This is a genomic window from Asticcacaulis currens (assembly GCF_028550395.1).
Taxonomy (GTDB): Bacteria; Pseudomonadota; Alphaproteobacteria; order Caulobacterales; family Caulobacteraceae; genus Asticcacaulis; species Asticcacaulis currens.
Window position 1 is genome coordinate 96,091 of the sequence record NZ_JAQQKW010000009.1, and the last position, 23,853, is coordinate 119,943.

At 62.2% G+C, this 23,853-nt stretch carries 24 protein-coding genes; 9 read left to right on the plus strand and 15 right to left on the minus strand.

The window, feature by feature from the left end; translation table 11 throughout:
• Window positions 1-236: 236 nt before the first annotated feature.
• The 10 genes from PQU94_RS14595 to PQU94_RS14640 all read right to left on the minus strand — a co-directional run bounded on the left by PQU94_RS14595 (window position 237) and on the right by PQU94_RS14640 (window position 10,691).
• Window positions 237-1,103 (minus strand): MotE family protein, encoded by an 867-nt coding sequence (locus PQU94_RS14595; protein WP_272742169.1) that lies wholly within the window; start codon window positions 1,101-1,103, stop codon window positions 237-239.
• 93 nt (window positions 1,104-1,196) lie between these two features.
• A complete protein-coding gene (locus PQU94_RS14600; RefSeq protein WP_272742170.1) occupies window positions 1,197-2,099 on the minus strand; it encodes a DUF6468 domain-containing protein in 903 nt (300 codons plus the stop codon).
• 9 nt (window positions 2,100-2,108) lie between these two features.
• Window positions 2,109-3,275 carry a flagellar motor switch protein FliM gene (gene fliM, locus PQU94_RS14605; protein WP_272742171.1) on the minus strand — a complete coding sequence of 389 codons (1,167 nt, stop codon included), beginning with the start codon at window positions 3,273-3,275 and terminating at the stop codon, window positions 2,109-2,111.
• Between the two features lie 47 nt (window positions 3,276-3,322).
• On the minus strand, window positions 3,323-3,979 hold the full coding sequence (locus PQU94_RS14610) for a flagellar basal body-associated FliL family protein (RefSeq protein ID WP_272742172.1): 657 nt from the start codon (window positions 3,977-3,979) through the stop codon (window positions 3,323-3,325).
• 230 nt (window positions 3,980-4,209) lie between these two features.
• Window positions 4,210-4,839: a CDP-diacylglycerol--glycerol-3-phosphate 3-phosphatidyltransferase gene (pgsA, locus tag PQU94_RS14615; RefSeq protein ID WP_272742173.1), complete on the minus strand. Its 630-nt coding sequence runs from the start codon at window positions 4,837-4,839 to the stop codon at window positions 4,210-4,212.
• A gap of 132 nt (window positions 4,840-4,971) precedes the next feature.
• Window positions 4,972-6,585, minus strand: coding sequence for a methyl-accepting chemotaxis protein (locus PQU94_RS14620; RefSeq protein ID WP_272742174.1), 1,614 nt, complete (start codon window positions 6,583-6,585; stop codon window positions 4,972-4,974).
• 222 nt (window positions 6,586-6,807) lie between these two features.
• The gene (locus tag PQU94_RS14625; protein WP_272742175.1) at window positions 6,808-7,938 is read right to left on the minus strand and encodes an ABC transporter permease; all 1,131 of its coding nucleotides are present in this window, start codon (window positions 7,936-7,938) and stop codon (window positions 6,808-6,810) included.
• A 91-nt stretch (window positions 7,939-8,029) separates the two neighbouring features.
• Window positions 8,030-8,947 carry an ABC transporter ATP-binding protein gene (locus PQU94_RS14630; protein ID WP_272742176.1) on the minus strand — a complete coding sequence of 306 codons (918 nt, stop codon included), beginning with the start codon at window positions 8,945-8,947 and terminating at the stop codon, window positions 8,030-8,032.
• A gap of 182 nt (window positions 8,948-9,129) precedes the next feature.
• A complete protein-coding gene (locus tag PQU94_RS14635) occupies window positions 9,130-10,065 on the minus strand; it encodes an HlyD family secretion protein (RefSeq protein WP_272742177.1) in 936 nt (311 codons plus the stop codon).
• Entirely contained in the window at window positions 10,062-10,691 is a 630-nt protein-coding gene (locus tag PQU94_RS14640; protein WP_272742178.1) for a TetR/AcrR family transcriptional regulator, read from the minus strand. Before PQU94_RS14640 ends, PQU94_RS14635 begins: the two co-directional genes overlap by 4 nt.
• A 186-nt stretch (window positions 10,692-10,877) precedes the next feature.
• Here PQU94_RS14640 and PQU94_RS14645 point away from each other — a divergent pair, with 186 nt between their 5' ends.
• The 7 genes from PQU94_RS14645 to hemN all read left to right on the plus strand — a co-directional run bounded on the left by PQU94_RS14645 (window position 10,878) and on the right by hemN (window position 16,805).
• Entirely contained in the window at window positions 10,878-11,267 is a 390-nt protein-coding gene (locus PQU94_RS14645) for a hypothetical protein (RefSeq protein ID WP_272742179.1), read from the plus strand.
• Window positions 11,264-11,476 carry a helix-turn-helix transcriptional regulator gene (locus PQU94_RS14650; RefSeq protein WP_272742180.1) on the plus strand — a complete coding sequence of 71 codons (213 nt, stop codon included), beginning with the start codon at window positions 11,264-11,266 and terminating at the stop codon, window positions 11,474-11,476. Before PQU94_RS14645 ends, PQU94_RS14650 begins: the two co-directional genes overlap by 4 nt.
• Before the next feature lie 26 nt (window positions 11,477-11,502).
• Complete coding sequence (locus PQU94_RS14655; RefSeq protein ID WP_272742181.1) at window positions 11,503-12,441, plus strand: alpha/beta fold hydrolase; 939 nt, start codon at window positions 11,503-11,505, stop codon at window positions 12,439-12,441.
• 161 nt (window positions 12,442-12,602) lie between these two features.
• A complete protein-coding gene (locus PQU94_RS14660; RefSeq protein ID WP_272742182.1) occupies window positions 12,603-13,331 on the plus strand; it encodes a hypothetical protein in 729 nt (242 codons plus the stop codon).
• Window positions 13,331-14,638 carry a M48 family metallopeptidase gene (locus tag PQU94_RS14665; protein WP_272742183.1) on the plus strand — a complete coding sequence of 436 codons (1,308 nt, stop codon included), beginning with the start codon at window positions 13,331-13,333 and terminating at the stop codon, window positions 14,636-14,638. The genes PQU94_RS14660 and PQU94_RS14665 overlap by 1 nt, the downstream gene beginning before the upstream one ends.
• Window positions 14,639-14,655: 17 nt before the next feature.
• A complete protein-coding gene (locus PQU94_RS14670; RefSeq protein ID WP_272742184.1) occupies window positions 14,656-15,264 on the plus strand; it encodes a hypothetical protein in 609 nt (202 codons plus the stop codon).
• A 203-nt stretch (window positions 15,265-15,467) separates the two neighbouring features.
• Window positions 15,468-16,805 carry an oxygen-independent coproporphyrinogen III oxidase gene (gene hemN / locus PQU94_RS14675; protein ID WP_272742229.1) on the plus strand — a complete coding sequence of 446 codons (1,338 nt, stop codon included), beginning with the start codon at window positions 15,468-15,470 and terminating at the stop codon, window positions 16,803-16,805.
• 89 nt (window positions 16,806-16,894) lie between these two features.
• On the opposite strand, the gene PQU94_RS14680 is transcribed toward hemN, so the two are convergent.
• A complete protein-coding gene (locus PQU94_RS14680) occupies window positions 16,895-17,788 on the minus strand; it encodes a DMT family transporter (protein WP_272742185.1) in 894 nt (297 codons plus the stop codon).
• A gap of 270 nt (window positions 17,789-18,058) precedes the next feature.
• Between PQU94_RS14680 and PQU94_RS14685 the strand changes: the two genes are divergently transcribed.
• Window positions 18,059-19,525 carry a catalase gene (locus PQU94_RS14685; protein ID WP_272742186.1) on the plus strand — a complete coding sequence of 489 codons (1,467 nt, stop codon included), beginning with the start codon at window positions 18,059-18,061 and terminating at the stop codon, window positions 19,523-19,525.
• Between the two features lie 43 nt (window positions 19,526-19,568).
• Here the strand turns inward: PQU94_RS14685 and PQU94_RS14690 are convergent, their stop codons facing one another.
• The 3 genes from PQU94_RS14690 to PQU94_RS14700 form a co-directional block, all read right to left on the minus strand.
• Window positions 19,569-20,345 (minus strand): TspO-related membrane protein, encoded by a 777-nt coding sequence (locus PQU94_RS14690; RefSeq protein WP_272742187.1) that lies wholly within the window; start codon window positions 20,343-20,345, stop codon window positions 19,569-19,571.
• Between the two features lie 83 nt (window positions 20,346-20,428).
• The gene (locus PQU94_RS14695) at window positions 20,429-20,659 is read right to left on the minus strand and encodes an alkylphosphonate utilization protein (protein ID WP_013478955.1); all 231 of its coding nucleotides are present in this window, start codon (window positions 20,657-20,659) and stop codon (window positions 20,429-20,431) included.
• A 73-nt stretch (window positions 20,660-20,732) separates the two neighbouring features.
• The gene (locus PQU94_RS14700) at window positions 20,733-21,152 is read right to left on the minus strand and encodes a hypothetical protein (RefSeq protein WP_272742188.1); all 420 of its coding nucleotides are present in this window, start codon (window positions 21,150-21,152) and stop codon (window positions 20,733-20,735) included.
• A gap of 80 nt (window positions 21,153-21,232) precedes the next feature.
• Between PQU94_RS14700 and PQU94_RS14705 the strand changes: the two genes are divergently transcribed.
• Window positions 21,233-22,516 carry an FAD-dependent oxidoreductase gene (locus PQU94_RS14705; protein WP_272742189.1) on the plus strand — a complete coding sequence of 428 codons (1,284 nt, stop codon included), beginning with the start codon at window positions 21,233-21,235 and terminating at the stop codon, window positions 22,514-22,516.
• Here PQU94_RS14705 and PQU94_RS14710 read toward each other — a convergent pair.
• Entirely contained in the window at window positions 22,513-23,805 is a 1,293-nt protein-coding gene (locus PQU94_RS14710; RefSeq protein WP_272742190.1) for a NupC/NupG family nucleoside CNT transporter, read from the minus strand. The two genes, PQU94_RS14705 and PQU94_RS14710, sit on opposite strands and share 4 nt — an antisense overlap.
• Window positions 23,806-23,853 lie beyond the last annotated feature (48 nt).

The window sequence follows — 23,853 nt, forward strand, 5'->3', positions numbered from 1 at the left end:
GGTAAATCGCTGCGCGGAGCGCAAAAAAAGAAAGGGGGACACGCTGCATAAGGTTAACGGTCGCACCGGAACGTCCCAAAGCCCCCACCACCACATCTTACCTGATTTCGCTACGCTCATCAGGCTCGTGCGGTCCCCCTCCCCAGTAAACTGGGGAGGTATAATAGTCGGGTGCAGGGGCCATGCCCCTGCCCGCCGGAGGCAAATAAAGCCCGCCGGAGGCCATACGGCACCGGTTACTTTTTCGCCGGGGCCTGCGCGGCGGGTTTGGCCGGCGCGGGCGCAGCGGCCCCGCCGGCGGCATTGACCTTATCGAGACGGTTTTGCAGATCATCGGCGCGCTTCATCCGCTGCGCCAGCTTTTCGGTCAGATCGCGCGCCTTGTCCGGCTGCATCTGCGCCAGAACAGCGGCGAGATTGCGCTCCTTCATCTTGGCGGCGATCGGCAGGCGTACCTCGTCCTTGAGCGTTTCCATGACCTTAGCGGCGTCCTTCGGCTTCATGGATTCATAGACCTTGACCATGCGCGCCACGTCTTCGTCGCCGGTCTTGTTGGCCTGATCGAGCAGGGCCTGCACCTGGGTCTTGAGGTCGCCCAGTTGCTTGATTCGGCCATCGAGCTTGCTTTCGGCGGCGGCGATCAGTTGCTCCTGCGTCGCCATCTGCTTTTCGCGGGCGTCCAGTTCGGCGCGACGCTGCGCCAGGGCCTGAATGACCTTCAACTCCGAGGGGGACATGCCCGCCTGCTTGGCCAGATCATCGACCGAGGTGGCGCAGACCGGGGCCGCCTTGGCCGTAGCCGCGGCGGGCTGAGCCGTATCCAGCACCGACAGGGCCTTGTCGTCGCCAGACGGCGAATCGGCAGCCGCCTCCGCCGCATCGGCTGCCGTATCATCGGCAGAGGTCGCCTTTTCGGCCTTTCCCCTGGACTTATCCTTCGCCTCGGCGGTCTTCGCCGCGCCATCGGCCTTCGGGGCCTCGGCCCAGGCGGTGGCGCTCTTGAGGAAGGCCGGCATGGCCTCGATGGAACCGACGGCCCGGACGGCGATAACGCCGCCGACGGCAACGGCGATCAGCGGCAGGAGGCGAAGATTATTGGCCATTACTTACTCAGACTTTTGCTTTAGCGCGCATTTGAATCCGAAAACCGCTTCACCTTTTGGCTTCGCCGAACTCCGTTTCGGAATGTGCTTGGGTCAACGCAGCCGCCGGAACAGGGGGCGCGCGGGTTTGGGGGCCGCCTCTGCGGCTTCAGGTGCGGGCCTGTCCGGCTCAGCGGTAAGGCCTCCGTCGAACAGTTCGTCATCAAGCGCCGACGGCAGCCGCGTACGCGACAGCCGCAGAGAGTCAGCACGGGAAACGGGCGGCGCGCTTCTGCGGCCTTCATTGCGTAGCGGCGGGGCCTCCGTTGGGACACGGGGGGCCGGACGCTGGGGTTGCCGGTCCTCAGGATCGGCGAACGCTCTCAACATTTCGTTAATCGCTTCCAGCCCGATGGCGCTGACGGCGGCCTCTTCATCGGCCTCCGGGCGCGATGCAGGCGGCGTTTCGGAGCGCTGACCGCGCGACAGGCGATCATTCATGTCGCGCAGACGCCCCGAAAGCGGCAGGTTAAGGCCTTCATCGACGGCGTCATCGTCCTCATAGGCGGGACGGCCGCGTCCGGCATAGGTCTGACGTCCTTCGGCACCGCGCGCCCCGGCCCAGGTGTCCCGTTGCGCCGTGCGCGCGACCGACAGAGGCGGTTCCGGCTCGGGTTCGACGATGCGCGTAACCGGGGCGACATTTACCTCTTCGAGATCGCGGCGGGCACGTTCGGCGCGGCTGATCTGGCTTTCCAGCTTCGACAACAGGTCGCGCGCCGCCAGAATGCGCCCGTGCAGCAGTTCCTGCGATTCATCGGCATTGGTGTGCAGTTCGCGCAGGGAGGCGTGGGCCTTGATGGCGGCCTGATCCAGTTCGGCGACCGCCTTGATGAAGCTGTCCTGCCCGTTGCGCAGCGCCTTCAGGCGCGCATTGAGGCGCATGCCGTACCACAGGGCCACCAGCAGCAGGCCCATAAGGACCATATCCATGATCAGTCCGGCGGCGGCGGGCATGGTGACGGATTACTTCTTCCTGATCTGCGTCAATCGGCGTTTGGTGGAGGCCGCCAGCGGGTGTTCGACGCGGACAGCGATATTATGGCCTTTGCGCCCCATCTTGCCATTGGTCAGCGGAATCGTACCGCACCTCAGCTCGATGGGAGAATCAGCCGTTGCATTGAGCACGATGGTCTCACCTACCTTCAAGTTCAAGACCTCAGACAGCGGCATCTGCTGTTCGTCGAGCACAGCGCGCACTTCCATCTGAGTCGTCCACAGTTCGGTGGCCAGGTGGCTTTCCCAGATATTATCGCGGCCGAACTTTTCGCCCATGAACTGCTGAAGCAGCATCTTGCGGATGGGTTCCAGCGTCGCATAGGGCAGCAGAAGCTCGACGCGGCCACCGCGGTCTTCCATGTCAATGCGCAGCTTGACCAGAATGGCGGCATTGGCCGGACGCGCAATGGCGGCAAAACGCGGATTGGTTTCCAGACGGTCCAGATTGAAATTGACCGGCGTCAGCGGTTCAAACGCCATCTTGGCGTCGTGCAGGATCACCTCGACCATGCGCTGGACCAGCACACGCTCGATCGTGGTGTAGGGACGGCCTTCGATACGCAGGGCCGCCGTGCCGCGACGCCCGCCCAGAAGCACGTCCACGATCGAATAGATCAGGTTGGAATCGACCGTCAGAAGCCCGTAATTATCCAGCTCTTCGGCACGGAACACGGCCAGAATGGCCGGAAGCGGGATCGAGTTGAGGTAGTCGCCGAAACGGATAGACGAAATATTATCCAGCGACACTTCGACGTTGTCGGAGGTGAAATTCCGTAAGGAGGTCGTCATCAGGCGCACAAGGCGGTCGAAGACGATTTCCAGCATCGGCAGGCGTTCATAGGACACCATCGCCGAATTGATGATGGCGCGGATGCCCGACCGCTCATTGTAGTCGTCGTCGCTGAGGTCAAAGCCCAGCAGGCTGTCGATTTCGTCCTGATTGAGGATGCGTTCGGCACCGGTGGGCGAGGCCATGCGCGAGTCGCCGCCGCCGCCGCCAACCATGGCTTCCCACTCGGCCGCCAGATCGCCCGCACCGCCGTCGCCGCCACCGCCGGAGGTCGCCGCCTCGGCCTCGGCGGCCAGTTCGGCCTCCCACTGGGCCATCAAGGCTTCCTGATCGACTTCCGCCATGAACTCCTGCTTCCCGACTCTTACCCGAAACCTGCTGTTACCCTGATTCAGGTAATCAGCATCTCTTCAATCAGCACCGCATTGATCTTGTGCGGGGCCAGCACCAGATTGACGCGGCGCAGGATCTCCAGCCGCAACTGATAACTGCCCTGCGATCCGGTCACATCCTCAGGGCGCAGTTCGCGTAGAAAGCCCTGAAGCACATCGTCGATGCGCGGCAGGCTCTCATTGAGCAGGTCGACCGTCTCCTGATCGGCCACCTCAAAGGTGAGCTTCAGCTTGAGATAGGTCGATTTGCCGTCGGTTGTCTGGATATTGGCCAGCGTGTCCGGCAGGGTGAAGTAGGTGATGCCGTCGGGGCCTTCGGCAATCACCGGTTGGGTCTTGGGATCAACCTTTTCGCCGCCGCCGCCGTGGCCGCCCTTCTCTTCCTTCTTCTTGCCGTGGCCATCATCCTTCTTCTTTTCCTCGCCATGGCCGCCCTTCGCCTCTTCGCCATGCGCACCGGCTTCGGCAGCCGGCTTGGGCTTCAGGAACAGGAAATAGGCCGCAGCTCCGCCTCCGCCCAGCAGCACCACGGCACCGCCGGCAATGGCAATCAGCATGATCGGCAAGCCTTTTTTCTTTGGGGCTTCGCCCTCTTCGCCCTCGGCACCGTCAACCGGCGGCGCCTCTTCCTTTTTGGGTTTCTCTTTCTTGGCCATTACCCGCCCGACACCCTAAATCCAAAACAGGCCCCAACCCTCTCAAAACATGGTTAACGAAGCGTTTGGAATTACGGTTAGCGCGTTAACTTTTTCGTCAGGCAGACGAACACCGTCTTGCTGCACGGCGCGCAGCCCTCAATTTGGATGAGATGGCAGGAGGCTAGCGCTGCCCGTATATGAATACGGGCAAGCGACGCCGACGCACCAGATCACCGGAGAAAAGCCTTTTAGAGTTGGCGGCGCGTTTGGATAAAGTAGGTAATGCCCGTCCAGATCGAGGCCAGAGCGGCGAACCACAGGGCCAGATAGGCGATGGTGAAGAAGGGATCGTACCACAGCGGCAGCAGCTTTTCCAAACCAAAGGCGGCCCAGCTTTCGGTAATCAGCAAAGCCCCCAGCGACGTCATCTGAATGGCGGTCTTCCACTTCGACAGCAGGGTCACCGGCAGGGACAGGCTGCGCCCGGCAGTGGCTTCACGCAGGGACGAGACGGCGAATTCACGGAAAAGGATGATCGCGCCGGGCAGCACGAAGATGGGGTCGCCCGTGTGCATGGCGAACAGGCCCAGAAGCGTGCCGCAGACCAGAATCTTGTCGGCGATGGGGTCGAGGATCGAGCCCCAGACCGAAACGGCATTCAGCCGACGCGCCAGATAGCCGTCGAAATAGTCGGTCGCAGCGGCCAGAACGAACAGATAGAAGGCCCAGCGTTGCAGCCCGAAGATCATGTCCGGCATGACCGACACCATCGGAATGGCGTCAGCCGACACCGCCATCAGCACAAACATGGCAATCCCCAGCACCAGACGGGTGGCCGTCAGTATGTTGGGGATGGGGTTGACCTGTTCGTTCGTCATCACAGATACCTTGGGTTTTTATCGGCCTTGGCTTTTTACCGGCGCACTGTTTGGCACTTCTGACGCCAAATCTCAAAGGAAAAAGCCCGTCGGACGAAACCGCCGCAGGCCTTTTCCCTCCCGCGCCGTGCCTCAGGCACGGATCTGACGCACGAACCCGTCCACCTTGTCGCTCAGCTCGCGGGCGCGGCCCTGCAAGGCAACGCTTGCCCCGGCGACCTTCTGCGCCGTCAGGCCGGTGTTTTCCGCCGAGTCGGTGACGTTTTGCATATTGTCGGCGATTTCGCGCGCCCCGGCCGCCGTGGCGTGGATGGTATGCGAAATTTCCGCCGTCACCTGCGATTGCTGACCGACGGCCTCGGCGATGACGCCAGTGCCCGCCTCGATCTCGGCAATGGTGCGCAGGATGTCGTTCATCGCCTCAACCGACAACTGGGTTTCGGACTGAATGGCTCCGACCAGCGCCGAAATATCGCCCAGGGCCTTCGACACCTGATTGGACAGGGCCTTGACCTCAGAGGCCACCACCGCAAAGCCGCGGCCCGCCTCACCGGCGCGCGCCGCCTCGATGGTGGCGTTGAGCGACAGGAGGTTGATCTGACCGGCAATGGTGTTGATCAGCCCGACCACATCACCGATACGCCCCGACGATTCGCTCAGGCGTTGAATCACCGACTTGGCCGTATCGCCCTTGTCCGACGCCACGCGCACCACGGCGGCGGCGTGCTCGGCCTGTTCGCGGATGGCGGCGATGGAGGCCGTCAGTTCTTCGGCCGCGGCGGCCACCTGAGCCGAGTTGGAGGCGGCGTTCTGCGAAATGCCCGAAACGCGATGGGTGCGCGTCTTGGTGTCCTGCGCGATGTGAGTGACGTTATCGGCCTCGCCTTTCAGCAGGGCCGTGGCCGAGACCACCTCGCTAACCACCGTCGTCACCGAGGCTTCCAGTTCGTCGGCCAGGGCATTCAGCGTGCGGCGGCGTAGCTGGGCCGCGCGTTCGGCCTCGTGCGCCTCGGTTTCCTGACGCTGGCGCTCCATGTCGCTGATGCGCTGTGCCTGCTCGGCGGCGGCCTGCCGCGAGCGGGCCATGACCTGACGTGCCCGATAGACGCCGAGGCCGACCCCCGCCGCGCACAGGGCCGCCAGCCCCAGACCGATGACCAGAGCCAGACGGATGCGGTTGAGGCTGGCCTCATATTCTTTCAGCGTAATGTCCACCCCGACCATGCCGGCAAATTGGCCGGAGGCATTGGTATAGGGCGCATAGCCCGACAGAAAGGTGCCCCACTTGTCACTGACCGGTTCGCTTTCGGTGGCACCCTTGCGGTCGCGGAAGGCCTGATGCAGGGCGGGCGACGCATCGGCATATTCTTCCATTACGGCGGAAGGCTCGCCTTTGCTGCCGGTGGGCTGCACGTCCATGACGAAATAGATCTTACCGTCGCGCTCGACCATGGCGTAGATATAGGCCAGCCGCTTGTCGGCATTGATGAGCTTCTGAAAGGGCGCAGCGACCTTCTGATAATCAACCCCGGCCTTGTCCGTACCCGACTTGAAGGTCGCCAGGGTTTCCGTATCCAGCAGCACCGCCGCCTGATTGGACAGGCCAACAAGGTTGTCGCGGATCTCGGTCTTCATGCCGTGCTGCGCCGTCATATAGACCGCCAGCGACGCCACCAGCGCCACACCAAATACCAATGCGCCCGCCAGCACGCCGTCGCGCAGGGGCTTGATACCCTGAACCGTCATCTTCCGCCTCGTTCTGAAAAGAAACTAAGGAGCGTTTTACGACTCTAACGGTTAATTTGAGTAAATTTTGCGCCGCATATAAAAAAATTCATCCTTATACCAACGGCCGAAAAGGCTGACCGCCTCCGGCCGTTGAAAACTCGAGACTGTCTCATGTGTCTCGAAAAGATGAGACAGTCTCGAAAGGCATACCCAAGGGTCATTTTCAATGCCTCTTGGGTATCAATCCAGCGTCACCCGGTAACGCTTGAGCGCGATAAAGCTGGCCACCGTGATGAAGATCAGCAGCGGCCAGATGTTGTGCCAGACGGCTGTTGCGTCGGCCCCCTTAAGCATGATGCCCCGCACGGCGCGCAGAAAGTGGGTCAGCGGAAAGACCGAACCAATCCACTGTGCCCAGTCGGGCATCCCACGGAAGGGAAACATAAATCCCGACAACAGGATCGACGGCAGGAAGAAGAAGAAGGTCATCTGCATGGCCTGCATCTGGGTGCGGGCAATGGTTGAGAAGGTGAACCCGACGGCCAGATTGGCGATGATAAACAGGCCGACACAGGCCAGAAGCAGCCATGGCGAGCCCAGAAACGGCACACCGAACACGAAGGTCGAAGCCAGCAACACGATACCGGTCTGGATCAGTCCCACCCCGACATAAGGGGTGATCTTGCCCACCATCACCTCCCACGGGCGCGCCGGCATGGCCAGAAGATTCTCCAGCGTGCCCCGCTCGCGCTCGCGCGTCATGGCCATGGAGGTAATCATGATCATGGTCATGGTCAGGATGACGCCCAGAAGCCCCGGCACGATATTGTACTGGGTGATGCCTTCGGGATTATAGCGGCGATGGACCACCACATCGACCAGAGGCGGTTGCCCTTGCAAGCTGGACCAGCCGCGCCCCAGACTTTCATTGAGAGCCCGCCGCACAATCTCGTTCATCTGCCCTACCGCCCCGGACGCGGCCGAAGGGTCAGAGGCGTCCGCCGACAGCAGCAGTTGGGGCCGGTCGCCGCGCAACAGGCCGCGCGTAAAGCCCGACGGCACCTCGACAACAAAGGCGACCTCGCCGTTTTGCAGCAGGCGATCGGCCTCCGCCGGGTCGAACACCTGCTGTTTGATGTCGAAATAGGTCGATTGGCGCATGGCGGCAACGATGGACCGCACGGTAGGGCTGGTTTCCTCCAGATAGACGGCGGTCGGCAGGTGGCGCGGATCGGAATTGATGGCAAAACCGAACAGGGTCAACTGGATGATCGGCACCATGATCATCATGCCGAAAGTCATGCGGTCACGCCGCATCTGGATGAATTCCTTGGCCAGTATGGCGAGGATGCGTTTCAGCGGGGCGATCATGATTTGTCTTCCGCCCCGTCCGCTTTTTCCGTGAGGAAAAGAGGACAAAACATGGAATAGAAAGGCGGAGCGGCAAACACAGGGTCTTTTTTCATGATTTATCCTCCGCCTGACCCATGAGATGGATGAAGACGTCCTCAAGGCTGGGGCGTTCGCGTCGCCACTGCGTGCCCGCCCCGCCTTCACTGGCGATCAGGGCGTCGAGTTTGGCGGCGTCGCTGTCGGACACGTGCAGGGCCGAGCCGAAATAGGCCACGTGTTCAGCCCCGTCGCGGCCACGCAGACGGTCGGCCAGCGCCCGTACACCGGGCCCTTCGGCCACCCATGTGTGCAAACCGCTCTCGTCGATGATGCGGCTGACCGGCCCCTGCGTCATCAACTGACCATAGGCGATATAGACGATCTCGTCGCAGCGCTCGGCCTCGTCCATGTAGTGGGTCGAAACCAGCACGGTCAGGCCTTCGGCGGCCAGCCGGTGAATCTGGTCCCAGAAGTCGCGGCGCGCCTGCGGATCGACGCCCGCCGTCGGCTCATCCAGCAGCAGCATGGCGGGGTTGTGCAGGGTGCAGGCGGCCAGCGCCAGCCTTTGCTTCCAGCCGCCCGAAAGCGTGCCGGCCAGTTGCTTCTGACGGCTGCTCAGGCCAAGCGTTTCCAGCGTCTGATCAACGACTTGTTTTATATTCCTCAACTCATAAAGCCGCGCCACGAACTCCAGATTCTCGCGGATCGACAGATCCTCCCAGAAGGAGAATTTCTGCGTCATATAGCCGACCTGTCGCTTGATCTGGCGGCTGTCGGCGATGAGGTCGTAGCCGAGGCAGGTGCCCTGTCCCGCATCGGGTTTAAGCAGGCCGCACAACATGCGGATCGTGGTGGTCTTGCCCGACCCGTTCGGCCCCAGAAAGCCCCAGACCTGCCCTTTGGGCATACGGATGGCGACATTATCGACCGCCACGCGATCGCCGAAGCGCTTGGTCAGGCCGTGCACGTCAATGGCAAGGTCGGTCATCCTTTATTCTCCCCGGTTTACTGAGGCGGTGTCAGTGCGCAGTCGCCCACAAAGGGGGGCGTATAGGCGCGGTTTGCCCCTCCCACCGCTTCGCGGTCCCCCCTCCCCGCTGCGCAGGGAGGGAGAAAGGCCCTTATCTCTTGTACCTCGCTGACTTACTGAAACTTGGGAATTGCCCGTCTTCATAAGGCCACATCCACCGGCTGACCGGCCTTGAGCGCGTTGGGTTTTTGCGGCGTCGCCTCGATTAGAAAGACCAGTTTCTTGCGCTCGCGCACCGAATAGATGACCGGCGGTGTGAACTCGGCCTCCGGCGACACGTAGCGCACCTTCGCCGTCTGCTCCTGACAGCCATCGCAGGACAGGCGGATCGACTGCCCGACCTTGATTTTAGGCAGATCGCCCTGCGGCACGTAAAAGCGCACAAATTCTCGCCCCTTGGGATAGACGCTCAGCACCGGCGTGCCCGCCGCGACAAATTCCCCGGCCTCGCGCAGACGCCGCTCGACCTGCCCGCTGAGGCGCGCATTCACCGCCCGTTCGTCCAGCACCCATTGCGCCTGAGCGACCTCGGCCCCGGCGGCCTGCGCCTGTGCCTGAGCGGCGGCCAGTTGATCCGTGCGCGCCGCCTGACGCCGCGCCTCGATATTGCGCTCAATGGCAGCAACATTGGCCTCCGCCGCCTGCCGCGTCGCTTTCAACTGATCGAGTTTGGCCTGAGAGACATAGCCCTGCGGTGCCAGCCTGGCGTAGCGCGCCTCTTCGGAACGGGCGAGGTCGAGCGAAGCGCGCGCCTGATCGCGTTCTTTCAGCAGGGGCGCGATATCCACCTCGCGCGCGCCCTTGCTGAGGTCGCTCGCGGTCGCTTCGGCGGCCCGCCTCTGGCTCTCGGCGCCGCTCAAGGCCTGCTGTTGCTGCGTCGCATCGAGCGTAAACAGGGGCTGGCCTTCGCTGACCGCCGCCCCGTCATCGACATAGACCTGCGTCAGCCAGCCGGACTGCGGCGCGGCCACCGCCACCGACTGCGCCTCGACATAGCCCGTATAGTGCCCGGCCTCTTCGCGGGCACAGGCACTTAGCACTAGCGGCAGACACAAAAGCGCACAACGACGGCTCATGGCCTCACTCCTCTCAGAAACGTCTCGACATGGGCCTTCAGATAGGGGCGCGCCTTGACCGCCGGGGCGCTGATCTCACCGAAGGTGAAGTACCACAGGGCCGCCTTGACCATCGGGGCGATAAACAGATGGGCGTAGAGCTTCGCATCCCCCGCCCGCAGTTCGCCGCGGCCTATGGCGCGCCGGAACAGGTCTTCGAGCGCCCCCAGAACCGGCGTGATCACCTCTTCATGATAAAAGCGCGCCAGTTCAGGAAAGCGCGAGGCTTCGCGGACCAGCAGCTTGGGATAGAGGGGCACGGTACCGGCGTCGATCTTGCCGCCGATGAAGTGCGCCACCCGCTTCAACAGCCAGCCCACCGGGCCGTTATAATGGTTGAGCACAAACAGGATGCGTCCGACGCGCGGCAGCACGTCGCGCCGCAACAGGGCCTCGAACAGTGCTTCCTTGGTGGGGAAATAGAGATAGACCGTGCCTTTGGACACGCCCGCCGCCGCCGCCACATCGTCCATGCGCGTATCGGCATAGCCGTGACGGCTGAACAGGTCGTGCGCCGCCTGCAACAGGGCGTCACGGCGGACATCGGGCGACAGGCGCACTCTTTTTTTGGACAGAAGGTCGGGCATGGGCGTTACTGACTGACTGGTCAGTACTTAATATCACGGCGTTCGCGCTTCGACAACCGCGACAGATTGACATGTAATACAAACCTGACATTTTTCTTCATGTCAGGTTGACATTACATTTTTGCGATGTAAGCTACACCTTACATCCGGCCAGATGTCCTTTTATCTGCCTCAAGGACGACACCCATGACTCTGAAAAACCCTGCCACCGAATACACGATCCACATGATGGTCTGGATGGCGCTCTATGCCGGCCTGCTCATCGGCGCGATTCTGTATATCAAGGCCAATCACCCGACCGGTCCGCTGCTGTATGGACTGGCCGTGCTGCCCGCCCTGCCCATTGGCGGCACCATCTTCACGGCCCTGCGTTTTCTGGATCGGGTCGATGAATATTTCCGCCTTCTTCTGAGCAAGCGGTTCATCGTTGCCACCGGACTGACCCTGTTTATCTGCACAGCTATTGGCTTTGTCGAAAACTTCGCTGAATTAGAGATCATGCCGCTCTACCTCGTCTATGCCCTGTTCTGGGCCTGCTACGGCGTCACCTGCGCCTTCATCCGCACCGTGAAATGAAAAACCGTCTGAAAGAATTGCGCACCGAGGCCGGTCTGACCCAGGCCGATCTGGCCGCCCGCCTCACCGTCTCACGGCAGGCCGTTATCGCCATCGAGTCCGACAAACATGATCCGTCGCTCGATCTGGCCTATCGCATCGCCGCCATTTTCGACCTTGCCGTCGAAGCGATTTTTGAAAATCCGCACCGCCTGAACACAGGCGAATAAGACTCAGATTTAAAAAGGAAAACACCATGTTCAAACGCAGCCCCTGCGCGCGTTCGCGCCCCGGCCTTGTCTTCTGGCTGACCATCGCCTTCGCCATTGTTATCGCCTGCGCGTCGGGCGTGAAGGCCGCCACCCCTTTCCCTGATGCCCCCACGGCGCGTTTTTCGGTTGAGGTGGTGGGCACGGGCCCCGACCTGATCCTTATCCCCGGCCTCAACTGCTCCCGCGAGGTGTGGGAGGCCACGGCCGAACGCCTCAAAGGTCGCTATCGCCTGCACCTGCTGCACATCGCAGGCTTTGCCGGTGAGCCCGCCGCCGGCAATGCCGAGGGCCCGGTCATCACCCCGTCCGTCGAGGCGCTGAACGCCTATATCGTGCAAAACAAGCTGAAAGACCCCATCGTGGTGGGTCATTCGCTGGGCGGATTGATGGGGCTCAAGCTGGCCACAAGCCACCCGCAGGCCCTGTCAAAGCTGGTCGTCGTCGATGCCCTGCCGTTTATCGGCGTGCTGTTCAACCCAGTCGCCACGGTCGATACGATCGCCCCGCAGGCCGCCCGGATGCGCGACGCCATGCGGAACGTCGATGACGCCACCTATAAGGCCCAGCAGGACGCCGCCCGCGCCGCATTGACGGCGGCCACCACCGACGCCGAACGCAACCCGCGCCGCATCGCCCTGTGGACGGCACTGAGCGACCGCCGCGTCTCGGCTCAGGCCTTCTATGACGACATGACCCTGGATCTGCGCCCTGAGCTTCCGAAGATCACGGCTCCGGTGACGGTCCTTGTCCCACACCACGCCTCCATGCCGTTTACAGCACCGCAGACCTACGGCTTTTACGAGCAGCAATATAAGGGCACGCCCAAGCTCCGCATCGTCGGCATCGAAGACAGCCGCCACTTCATCATGTACGATCAGCCGCAGGCCTTTGCCGAGGCGCTGGAAGCGGCGCTGCAGAAGTAGAACACGCACAACGCCTTGTAGTTGAAAATTTTTTCAAGACGGATGGCCGCTTGCGAAGCCGTCCGTTTTCGTTTAGCGTTTGTGCTTGCAATTGTGACACTCATGATTGATTGGCCCAAGGTTCGGGCTGGCTCTATTTGCCTTCGGGGGGAGGAATCCAGATGAAAAAGCACCTGTTTGCGGCGGCTGCGCTCGCCGTCCTGAACGTTTGCGCGCTGTCTCCGGCCGTCGCCCCGGTCGCGGCCCAGGCTGAAACGATCAAATCCTTCGTCAAGATCGACAAGCCCGCCGAAGGCGCGCCGCTTCTGATCGTCACCCCCGAAGTCAGCCTGTCCCTGCTGACCGCCGGCGGCGTTCAGGAGCCGCGCTCGGACTGGTCGAAGGCGGCGCAGGGGCACCTGTCGGCCGCCTTGACCGCCGCTCTCAAAGCCAAAAAATACGCCGTCAGCGAAGTGGCGCTCGATACCTACGAAGACCCGCGCGCCCTTCAGATGCTGAAGCTGAACGACGAGGTGGTGTCGGCCATCGCCTGGCAGCAGTTACCCATGCTGCGCCTGCCGACCAAGACCACATTCGACTGGACGCTGGGCACCGGGGCGCGCACGCTGGTCCCCGCCGCAATGGCGGATAAGGCACCGCGCTATGCCCTGTTCCTGAATTGTAAAGGCAGCTATCAAAGCTCGGCCAAGGCGGCGCTGAACGTCGGCATGGCGCTTCTGGGCGGGCCGATGCAGTTCGGCGGTCAGGGCCTTCAGTCCACACTGGTCGATCTCGATACCGGTCAGATCGTGTGGTATCAGTTCAACATGGTGGCCTCTGGCACCGACATCCGCGAAGCCGAAGGGGCGACGGCGGCGGTCGAAAAACTGTTCAAGGACCTGCCGCTCTGATGCGCCGCGCGCTCACAGCTCTCACCGGCGCGCTGCTGATGACGGCCGCGCAACCGGTCGTGGCCGCCGACAAATATCCGGAGCGCCAGCCGGGCCAGACGCCTGTGGCCGGAACGCTGGAATTTTCCATCTGGGAAGAGACCAAAAAAGCCGAACGCGACGCCCGCACTTCCGGGGAACGCAATCACGATGAAGCGCTCAATGCCTATGTGCGCAGCGTGCTGGACCGGGTGGCCGGAGATTACAAAGGCGACCTGCGCCTCTATGTGATGGATCGCCCCTTCTTCAACGCGTCCATGGCCCCCAATGGCTATACCGAGGTGTGGACCGGCCTTCTGCTGCGGGCCCAGACCGAGGATGAGGTGGCCTTCGTTCTTGGGCACGAATTTGCCCATTACCGTCACAACCATTCGACGGCAGCGTTTGAGACGGTCAAGTCGAACCAGAACGCCGCCGCCGCCGCGGGCATGGTCATCGCCATCATCGGCGCCGGAGCCGCCGCCAATGCGGGCAGCTATTCGGCGGCCCGCGACATATCGAACCTGACGGGCGGGCTGATCGACGCGGTTTATCTGGGGGCCATCGCGTCCTACTTCGCCTATTCGCGCGACAATGAGAGCGAGGCCGACCGCTTCGGCAATAGCTATGCGCTGAAGGCCGGTTACGATCCCTATGCCTCGGTGCGCATCTGGACCTATCTGATCGACGAGACCAAGGCGTCGGACTATGAGCGCACGCGCAAACGCGGCGGACGAATCAATGTCTTCGGCTCGCACCCGCTGGAAAGCGAGCGCGTCGATGCCCTCAGCCAGCAGGCCGATGGGTTCAAGGTCAAGGGCGACTCCGATGAGGTGCAAAAAGAGAAGCGCGCCGCCTATCGCACCCACATCCGCCCCTATCTCGGGCGCTGGCTGAAAGACGATCTGCGCCGTCAGGACTACGGCCAGACCCTGTTCCTGATCGGTGAACTCCAGCAGGACGGCCTCGATCGCGGCCTGCTCACCTTCTATGCCGGTGAGGCCTATCGCCTGCGGGCCAAGGACAATCTCGGGTCTCAGGACCTGCTGGCCGCCGCCAATGCCTACAGCGACGCCGCCGCCCTGCCCGACGCGCCGCCGGAAACCCGCCGGCAACTGGGTGAGGTCTATCGCCGCATGGGCCGCACGCAGGAAGCCATCGCGGCTTACGAAACCTATCTCAGGACCTATCCTCAGGCGGAAGACGCCTGGATGGTCGAAGACCTGCTTAACGGCCTGAAGACGACGTCTGCACCCGCAGCCCCGCCGCCTGCACCTGCCAAGAACTGATTTATAGGGGGACACTCATGCGTAAATTCACCGCTCTGAAAACCATCGCCGCCGCCACGCTTGCGGCCGCGCTTCTGGCCGGTTGTGGCGGCGCGACCCTGGCCCCCAAGGGGGCTCTGGCCGTCGGCACGGGATACAGCGTAAGCCTCAGCCGCGACTGGTCCGACATCTCGCCGCTCTATTACAGCCGCGCCAAGAAGGTCAAAATCCTGTCGATCGACGGGCCGGGCCTCAATCGCCTGTTTGTCTCCGAAGGGCTGAGCGCTGCCGACCCGCTGATGGTCCACCCGACCAAAGGCGACAACAAAAACGCCCCTGCTCCGCGCGGCAAGGCCAATATGTCCTATTCGGAACAGATCGAGTTTGTCACCAACTCGCTAGCTGCCCTCGATTATCAGAAGGTCGAGGCTTCGGCACCCAAACCGGTCGATCTGAACGGTCAGCGCGCCGTGCGTTTCGACATTACCGCCAAGACCTCGGAAGGCCTGCTGCTGCGCGGCGTGGCGCAGGCCGCCTCCAAGGGCGGCCTTGGCTACTACATCGTCTATATCGCCCCGGCCGAACACTATTACGACGCGAGTCTGAAAGATGTGCTGGCGACGATGGACAGCGCCAAACTGCCGTAACGCGCCTTCTCATACCTCCCCGCCTGAGGCCGGGAGGTAGAGTTCGCAAGCTGCGACGAAAAACCACATAAAGCCTTGGGGCAAACCGGCGTAAGAGCAGACCGTACCGCTTCAGGACGCTGCTCATGCCCGACACCGCATTTCCCACTCCGTCGTTCGTTCAAAAATCGTGGCCAGAAAAATCGTGGCAAGAGCACGATGTGATGCGCTTTATGGGACGCGAAGCCCCGCGTTACACCTCTTACCCGTCGGCGCATCATTTCGGGGCCCTGACGCCGGAGACCTACAAGGGCTGGCTTTCGTCCCTGCGTCCGGATCAGCCCATTGCCCTCTATCTGCACATCCCCTTCTGCGAACAGATGTGCCATTTCTGCGGCTGTAATACGCGCGCGACGCTGAAATACGCGCCGGTCGAGGCCTATGTCGGGGCGCTGGTCGCCGAAATTCAAATGGTCGGTGCGCATCTGGGCTTTCGCCCGGCGGTACATAGCGTGCACTTCGGCGGCGGCTCGCCCTCCATGCTCAAACCCGCTGATATGGGCCGCCTTTTTGAGGCCCTGCATCAGGCGTTCGACCTGCGGCCCGACGCCGAAATCGCCATCGAACTGGACCCGCGCCGCGTTACGCTCAGCAAGATCAAGGCCTATGCCGCCTTCGGCTTCAACCGCGTCTCTTTGGGCATTCAGGACACCGATCCCGTCGTGCAGGCCGCCATCAACCGCATCCAGCCGCTGGAGCAGGTCAAGACGGTGATGGGCCACCTGCGCGACAATGGCCTCAATCGCATCGGCATTGATCTGGTCTATGGCCTGCCGGGCCAGACTTTGAACAGCCTCGACACCACTCTCGCCCACGTGTCCGAACTGGACCCCGACCGCATCTCGGCCTTCTCCTACGCCCATGTGCCGTGGGTGAAAAAACACCAGACCCTGATTGACGAAGCCCGCCTGCCCGGCACCGAAGAGAAGGTAGCCATGTTCCTGCGTTTGTCGGACTATCTGACGTCGCACAGCTACCGCGCCATCGGCATCGACCACTTCGCCAAGCCGGACGACGAGATGTCGCGGGCGTTTGAGGCGCGGACGCTGCGTCGCAACTTTATGGGCTATTCGACCCTGCCCAATGACTATCTGCTGGGCCTGGGGGCCTCGTCCATCGGGGAACTGGACGGCGGCATCATGCAGAATATCCCGCAATCGACCACCTATCAGAACCGCCTTGTGGCCGGCGACTGGGCCACGGTGCGCGGCTGGGCCTATCAGGGCGATGACACGCTGCGCAAGGCGGTGATCAGCGACCTGATGTGCTATTTCGAAGCCGATATTCCGGCCATACTGGAACGCCATGGCTATGCGGCGGACTATCTCGATGCCGATATAGCCGGGCTGTCCGACTTTGTGGCGGCGGGTCTGGTGAGCGTCGAATACCGCCGTGTGCGCTTCCATTCGCCGCTGAAGATGCTGGCGCGCAATGTCGCCTGCGCCTTCGACACCTATGCGCGGCAATCCGAAGCGCCGAACCGTTACTCCAAGGTCGCCTGAGATTTTTGTTTAGCCCCTCGCCGGGCGGTGGCTTCGCCACCTTGGCCACCGCCTCAATGGCGGCTTGAACGGAATGAGTCCAGGAGAAATCATTTCGCTCTAAACAGGGCGCGCGGGTCGAACCCGACCACCAGCGCCGTACCCCACAGGACAAGCGCCCCGCCGATCAGTGTGCTCAGGCCCACCGCCTCGTGCAGGAACAGCCAGCCCCATAGCGTGCCAAAGACCGGGATCAGGAAGGTGACGGTCAGGGCGGGGGCCGCGCCTATGTCATTGATCAGGCGGAAATAGATCGTATAGGCGATACCGCTGCACACGACGCCCAGCGCCACCACACCGGCGACCACCACAGGCGTCAGCGTCATCAGTTGCGCCGTTGAGGGGGCAAAGACCGGTACAAAGGGCGCGATCAGCACGACCGAAGCCCACATGCCGCCGTGGGCATTCGACAACGGATCTGGCGTGCGCGGCGCGTGACGGGCATAAACCGAGGCAATGGCGTAGCACAGGGCCGCAACCAGCCCCGCCAGTAGCGCTATGGCTTCGCGCACGCTGAGGTGCGTGGCATCAAGCCCGACCAGCACACCGACCCCCGCCACCCCCAGCAACAGACCACACACCGTCTTTATATCGGGTATGCGCCGCGACCATACCGCCATGATGATGACGGCGAACAGAGGCGACATGGCATTGAGGATCGACAGCAGAGAGGCCGTCAGGCTCTCGGCTGCAAAGGCAAACATCACAAAGGGCACCGCCGAATTGAACAGGCCAAGGATCAGAAAATATTTGTAAAACCCCTTGATCTGTAGCGTCTGGCGCGTCGCAATACCCACGCCGGTCAGAAACACCGCGGCCAGCAGCACCCGAATCGCGATCAGCCATACCGGCCCCAGCGGCCCGACGCTCAGGCGCATGAACAGGAACGACCCGCCCCAGATGGCGGCCAGAGACAACAGACGTATCAGGCTGGCAACAGACATAAATACCTCAAATCCCCCACTTCGCATGGGAGGATGTATGCAACGCATCGAACAAGCGTCCCGTCTCTTGCGGTGGAAACGATCGCACGTCCAGTGGCGAGGGTGCCATTCACCGCATCTATCCTGCCAGTTCCCGTCAGCATGGCGCTCACCCGCGCTAAAGTTTTTCTTATTCAAAATTCAAAGACTATCTATTTCATTTATTTCCGTAGCTTCGCCATAGTCGCCTTACGTCCCACAGAGGGCAAAAGGCTTAAGAAAGACAAGATGATGAGCGAGAGCAAGTGCCCCGTAATACACGGCAAGACCATGACCACCACTGCGGGCGCGCCGGTGGCGGACAATCAGAACAGCCTGAGCGCCGGGCCGCGCGGGCCGCTTCTGATGCAGGACTATCAGCTCATCGAAAAGCTGGCGCATCAGAACCGTGAACGCATCCCGGAGCGCGTCGTCCACGCCAAGGGCTGGGGCGCGTTCGGCACCTTCACCGTCACGCACGACATCTCAAAATACACCCGCGCCAAGGTCTTCGCGCTGGGGGCCACAACGCCGCTGCTGGCGCGCTTTTCGACCGTGGCCGGGGAGCTGGGCGCCGCCGATGCCGAGCGCGATGTGCGCGGCTTTGCGCTCAAATTCTACACCTCAGAAGGTAACTGGGACCTCGTCGGCAACAATACGCCGGTCTTCTTCATCCGTGACCCGCTGAAATTCCCCGACTTCATCCATACGCAGAAGCGCCACCCGCGCACCAACCTGCGTTCCTCGACCGCCGCCTGGGACTTCTGGTCCCTGTCGCCCGAAGCCCTGCATCAGGTGACCATACTGATGTCTGATCGCGGCATCCCCACCGATCCCATGCACATGGACGGCTTTGGCTCTCACACCTACAGCTTCCTCAATGCGGATGGCGAGCGCTTCTGGGTCAAGTTCCACTTCAAGACCCGTCAGGGCCACGCCCACTACACCAATGCCCAGGCTGCCGATGTGATCGGGCAATCGCGCGAAACCTATCAGGAGGCTTTGTTCGGGTCCATTGAGGCGCATCAGTACCCGAAATGGGACGTCAAGGTGCAGATCATGCCGGAACTGGAGGCCGACACCACGCCCTACAACCCGTTCGACCTGACCAAGGTATGGCCGCACAGCGATTATCCGCTGATCGAGGTTGGTGTCATCGAGCTGAACCGCAACGCCTCCAACTACTTCGCTGAAATAGAGCAGGCGGCCTTCTCGCCATCCAACATCGTGCCCGGCATCGGCTTTTCGCCGGACAAGGTGTTGCAGGCGCGGTTGTTTGCCTATGCCGACGCCCACCGCTACCGTCTGGGGACGCACTATGAGGCCCTGCCGGTCAATGCACCGAAATGCCCGGTGAACCACTATCACCGCGACGGCTCGATGCGCTTTTTCGACAATTTCCAGTCGAACCCGGACGCCTATTACGAGCCCAACAGCTTTGGCGGGCCCAGCGAAGCCCCGCAGTACCGCGAACCGCCTTTGCGCATCTCAGGCGAAGCCGACCGGTACGACCACCGCGACGGCAATGACGACTATAGCCAGCCGCGCGCCCTGTTCAACCTGTTCGACGACGCTCAGAAAGCGCGGCTGTTTGCCAACATCGCCGCCTCCATGACCGGCGTACCCGACGTCATCGTCGAGCGCGCCCTCACCCACTTCGAACGCATCCACCCGGACTACGCCGAGGGCGTCCGGGCGGCGCTGAAAACCCAAAAATGACCAGCGCCCACAGCCCCGTCAGTTCGCCTGACGGGGCTGTTTTTTACGCACGACGCCTGACCGTCAGAGCCAGAGCCAGCAACAGGCCGATGCCGATGACCGCCGTAAAGGCCATCAGCGGCTCATCCTGACGCTGCACATTGGCCGCCGCGATCCAGCCCAGCGCCCAGACCAGCGGCATGGCATAAATGCGCGAACGCGTCAGGCGCAGCATGATGCCCGCAAAAGCAATCAGGCCCAGCAGGAAGCCCAGTGACACCATGACCTGACGGGGATCGGGCGTAAGGCCTCCCGCCACCAGTGCCGAGGTGAAGTTGACCACCGTCGCGGCCGAAATCCAGCCAGTGACCAGAGCCAGCGGGGCGACGACAAAGCCCGTTTCGCTCTTGCTGAGGCTCAGCCGTTTCAGGCGCATCAGCCCGGTGAGACCTGAGGTGAGCGACACGGTGATAATGGCAAAGCTCACCCAGTCGATGCCGTGGATGGGGACCCAGATCGACCACACCGTATTTAGCGCCCAGATCACCGCCGTATGCGGCCAGGCGACTTTCAGCGCGCCATTATCGGCGTGACGGATGGCCCACACCGCGCCGACCAGCGCCCACAGATAGATGACGCCCCAGATGGCAAAGGCCGGCCCCAGCGGCACCAGAGGATGCGAGGTCAGGGCCGACTGTTCGGCAACGCTGCGGCCGATGCCCAGCCACTCCGGCACCTGACCGCTGAAAATCTGCGCCAGACCGAGCAGCAACAGCAGGCAACCGGCCGCTGGCACACGACCGGTACTCACGGAGTCTGTAGAGGTGACGGTGCGGGCCATATGACTCTCTCTCTTGGTGGATACGCTGTTTATACGCTGGCCAGAGAGATTACGTTCACGCCCTTGCTATCACGAAAGGGAGATCAGGCCTTTTTGACGAACTCGGTGCGCAGGACAAGGCCGCGCACCTTCTCGTGGTTGCACTCGATTTCGTCTTCGTCATAGGTCAGGCGGATATTCTTGATCAGCGTGCCGCGCTTAAGCGTCACACCGCCCGACCCCTTGACCTTAAGGTCCTTGATCAGGGTGACGTTGTCGCCATCCGCCAGACGCGCGCCATTGGCATCCTTTACGATCAATTCTTCATCGGACATGGCGGGGCTCCTGTAACTTCAGTGGCGCCCTGCCTAACCGATCGCCCTCATTTCCACAATACAGGTATGGAAATTAATCCCGGCAATAGCCTTCGCCGTTGGAAACCGAGACGCAATCCAGCTTGCCAGCCAGATATTTGACGCCGGTTTTGGCCCCCGTCGTATGGCGGATGAGCTGGGTTTCGCCGTTGCGCGCGATCTGTATGGCATCGCCATTGACCGTGCCGGTAAAGACGCCCGGTGTGGCCGTACCGCTGAGCGTCACTTCGTAATCGTGCTGACGCGCCACGACCTCAAGAGAGGTGCCTTCGGGACCGGTCCAGCGCCCGACATAGCCAGCGGCAACATCGGCGGCCCTCGACGCGCTGGTCGAGGCGGCGCTGGAGGCCGCGGTTTCGGCGGCCGTGGGGGCCGGGGTTTCGGCCTTGGGGGAACAGGCCACCAGCGACAGCGAGGCCAGAACCGGGATCAGACTTAAAACAGGGCGCATCATTATCGTACCGTTATGCACATCAGCGGTCTTCGTGATATGAGACCTGACGGGGATGATAATACAGATAAACTTCTGGTGTGATGCCGCTCTTACGCTCCATTTATAAAACCGCCATAGTCGGGGCAGGCACCACGGGTCTGGCTCTTGCCGGGTTTCTCAAGGCCGACGGCCATGCGGTTGAGCTTTTCGAACGGTTCGAAACGCCGCGTCCGCTCGGGGCGGGCCTGCTACTGCAACCGTCCGGACTGGCGGTTCTGGCGCGTCTGGGGCTTGATGACAAGCTGATCACTCTGAGCGCTCCGGTGCACCACCTCTATGGGGAGACCCAGCGCGGGACGGTGATCTTCGATCTGGACTACCGCAGTCTGGCGCCCCATCTGTTTGGTCTGGGCACCCATCGCGCCAGCCTGTTTCAGGTTCTCTACGATCACGTCGTTTCGCTCGGCGTTCCCATCCATACCGGATGCGATGCCGTGGAGACGCACACCCAAGCCGATGGCCAGATGTCGCTGCGTCTTGCGGGGGGCCGCGACGCCGGGCCGTTCGATCTGATTATCGACGCCAGTGGACGCCATTCGAAACTGGCTCTGCGTCACGGGGCCATCGCCCACGACACGCCCTGTCCCTATGCCGCCCTGTGGGGCGTGGTGCACGATCTGGAGGGCTTTAGCAAAGACCACCTGCTGCAACGTTATGACGCCGCGCGGGTCATGATCGGCACCCTGCCTCTGGGGCAGACCCCGACCGACCCGCGTCCGCACATGGCCTTTTTCTGGAGCCTCCCCGCCCGTGACCGGACAAAGGTGCACGCCGCCGGGCTTGCGACCTGGCAGGAAGGTGTGACCCGCTACTGGCCCCAGATGGCGCCTTTTGTGGCGCAGTTCGCGGACTTCGATCAACTGACCTTTGCTGAATACGGGCACCGGGTGATGAAGCGCTGGCATGACGGACGTCTGGTCTTTACCGGCGACGCGGCCCATCCGATCAGCCCGCAACTGGGGCAAGGGGCCAATCTGGGCCTGTGCGACGCCCTGATCCTTAGCGAGGCCCTGTCGCGCAGCGCGACCCCTGAAGACGCCATTGCGGACTATAGCCGGGCACGCAAGGCGCACCTGACCTTTTATCAGATCGCCAGTCGCTGGATGACCCCCTTCTTTCAGTCGGATCAGACGCTGGCCCCGTGGGTGCGTGACCGCACCTTCGGGCTGATGTGTCGAATGCCGTGGATGAAGCAGGAGATGCTGCGCACCCTGTCCGGCATCAAGACGGGCCTCTTCAGTCACCTCGATCCCGGCGACTGGCACGCCCCGTATCGCCTCAGACCGGGCGCATCCCCATCCGGATCAATAATTGATAGAACTTAGTTGAACAACAAAAGCCCGGCAATCGCCGCGTTCATCAGATTGGCCAGAGTGGCCGCGAGAAGCGCCCTTGGCCCCAGCTTGACGATCATATCGCGCTGACTGGGGGCCAGACCACCGATCACCGCCAGTTGGATAGCGATCGACGACAGATTGGCGAAGCCGCACAGGGCAAAGCTCATAATGGCGGTCGAACGCGCTGACAACTGCTCGCCTTCACCCATCAGGTGCAGATAAGCGACAAATTCGTTCATGATCAGCTTTTCGCCGAACAGGCCGCCCGCGGCCACGGCCTCATTCCACGGAATATTGATCAGGAACATGACCGGCGCGAAGACAAAGCCCAGCATCCCCTGAAGCGTCAGGTCCGGATAACCAAACAGGCCGCCTATGCCGCCCAGAATGCCGTTGACCAGCGCGATCAGGGCCACAAAGGCCAGTACCATGCCGCCCACCGAAATGGCGATCTTCAGGCCGTCCTGAACGCCGTCGGAAATCGCCGCCAGCAGGCTTTTGGGGTGGTGGTCGGCGTCTTCCATGATCGGTTCAGGCGAATGGATCACCGCCCCTTTGGGATCGGGAATGATGATCTTGGCCATCAGCAACCCGCCGGGGGCCGACATGAAGCTGGCGGCCAGCAGGTAGTCGATCTTGATGCCGATCTGCGCATAGGCGGCCAGAATGGTGCCCGCCACACCGGCCATGCCCGAGGCCATGATGGCAAACAACTGCGCCTTGCTCAGGCCCGCCAGATAGGGCCGCACGACCAGCGGCGATTCGCTTTGCCCGACCAGCACATTGGCCGCCGCCGCCAGCGCTTCAACGCGGCTGATGCCGATGATAAAGCCTAGGCCCCCGCCGATCACCTTGATGATCAACTGCATGATTTTCAGGTAATAAAGCACCGAGGCGAGCGCGGCGAAAAAGACGATCACCGGCAGCACATTGATGGCAAAGCCCGCCCCGCCCGGCACAGTGACCAGCCCGCCGAACAGCATGTCAATGGCGCCTTTGGAATAGCCCATCAGGGCTTCGACGCCGTGCGCGATGGCCTGCACCCCCGCCTTGCCCCAGCTTGTGTGCAGGACCAGCACGCCGATCAGCACCTGAAGCGCAAAGGCGCACACCACCATGCGCAGCCGAATGGCCTTGCGATCCGCCGACACCAGAAACGCGATCAGCAGCAGGGTGACAATGCCGCCTATGCCGATCAGCCAGTGGTTACTGGTCAAATTGGACGACAGATCCGTGGCGGACGGCAGGGACAGGGAGGCGGAGGCAGAAGCGGCCATGCGGATACTCAGGGCAAAAACGAAGGGCTGAGCCTAAGCACCGCAGCG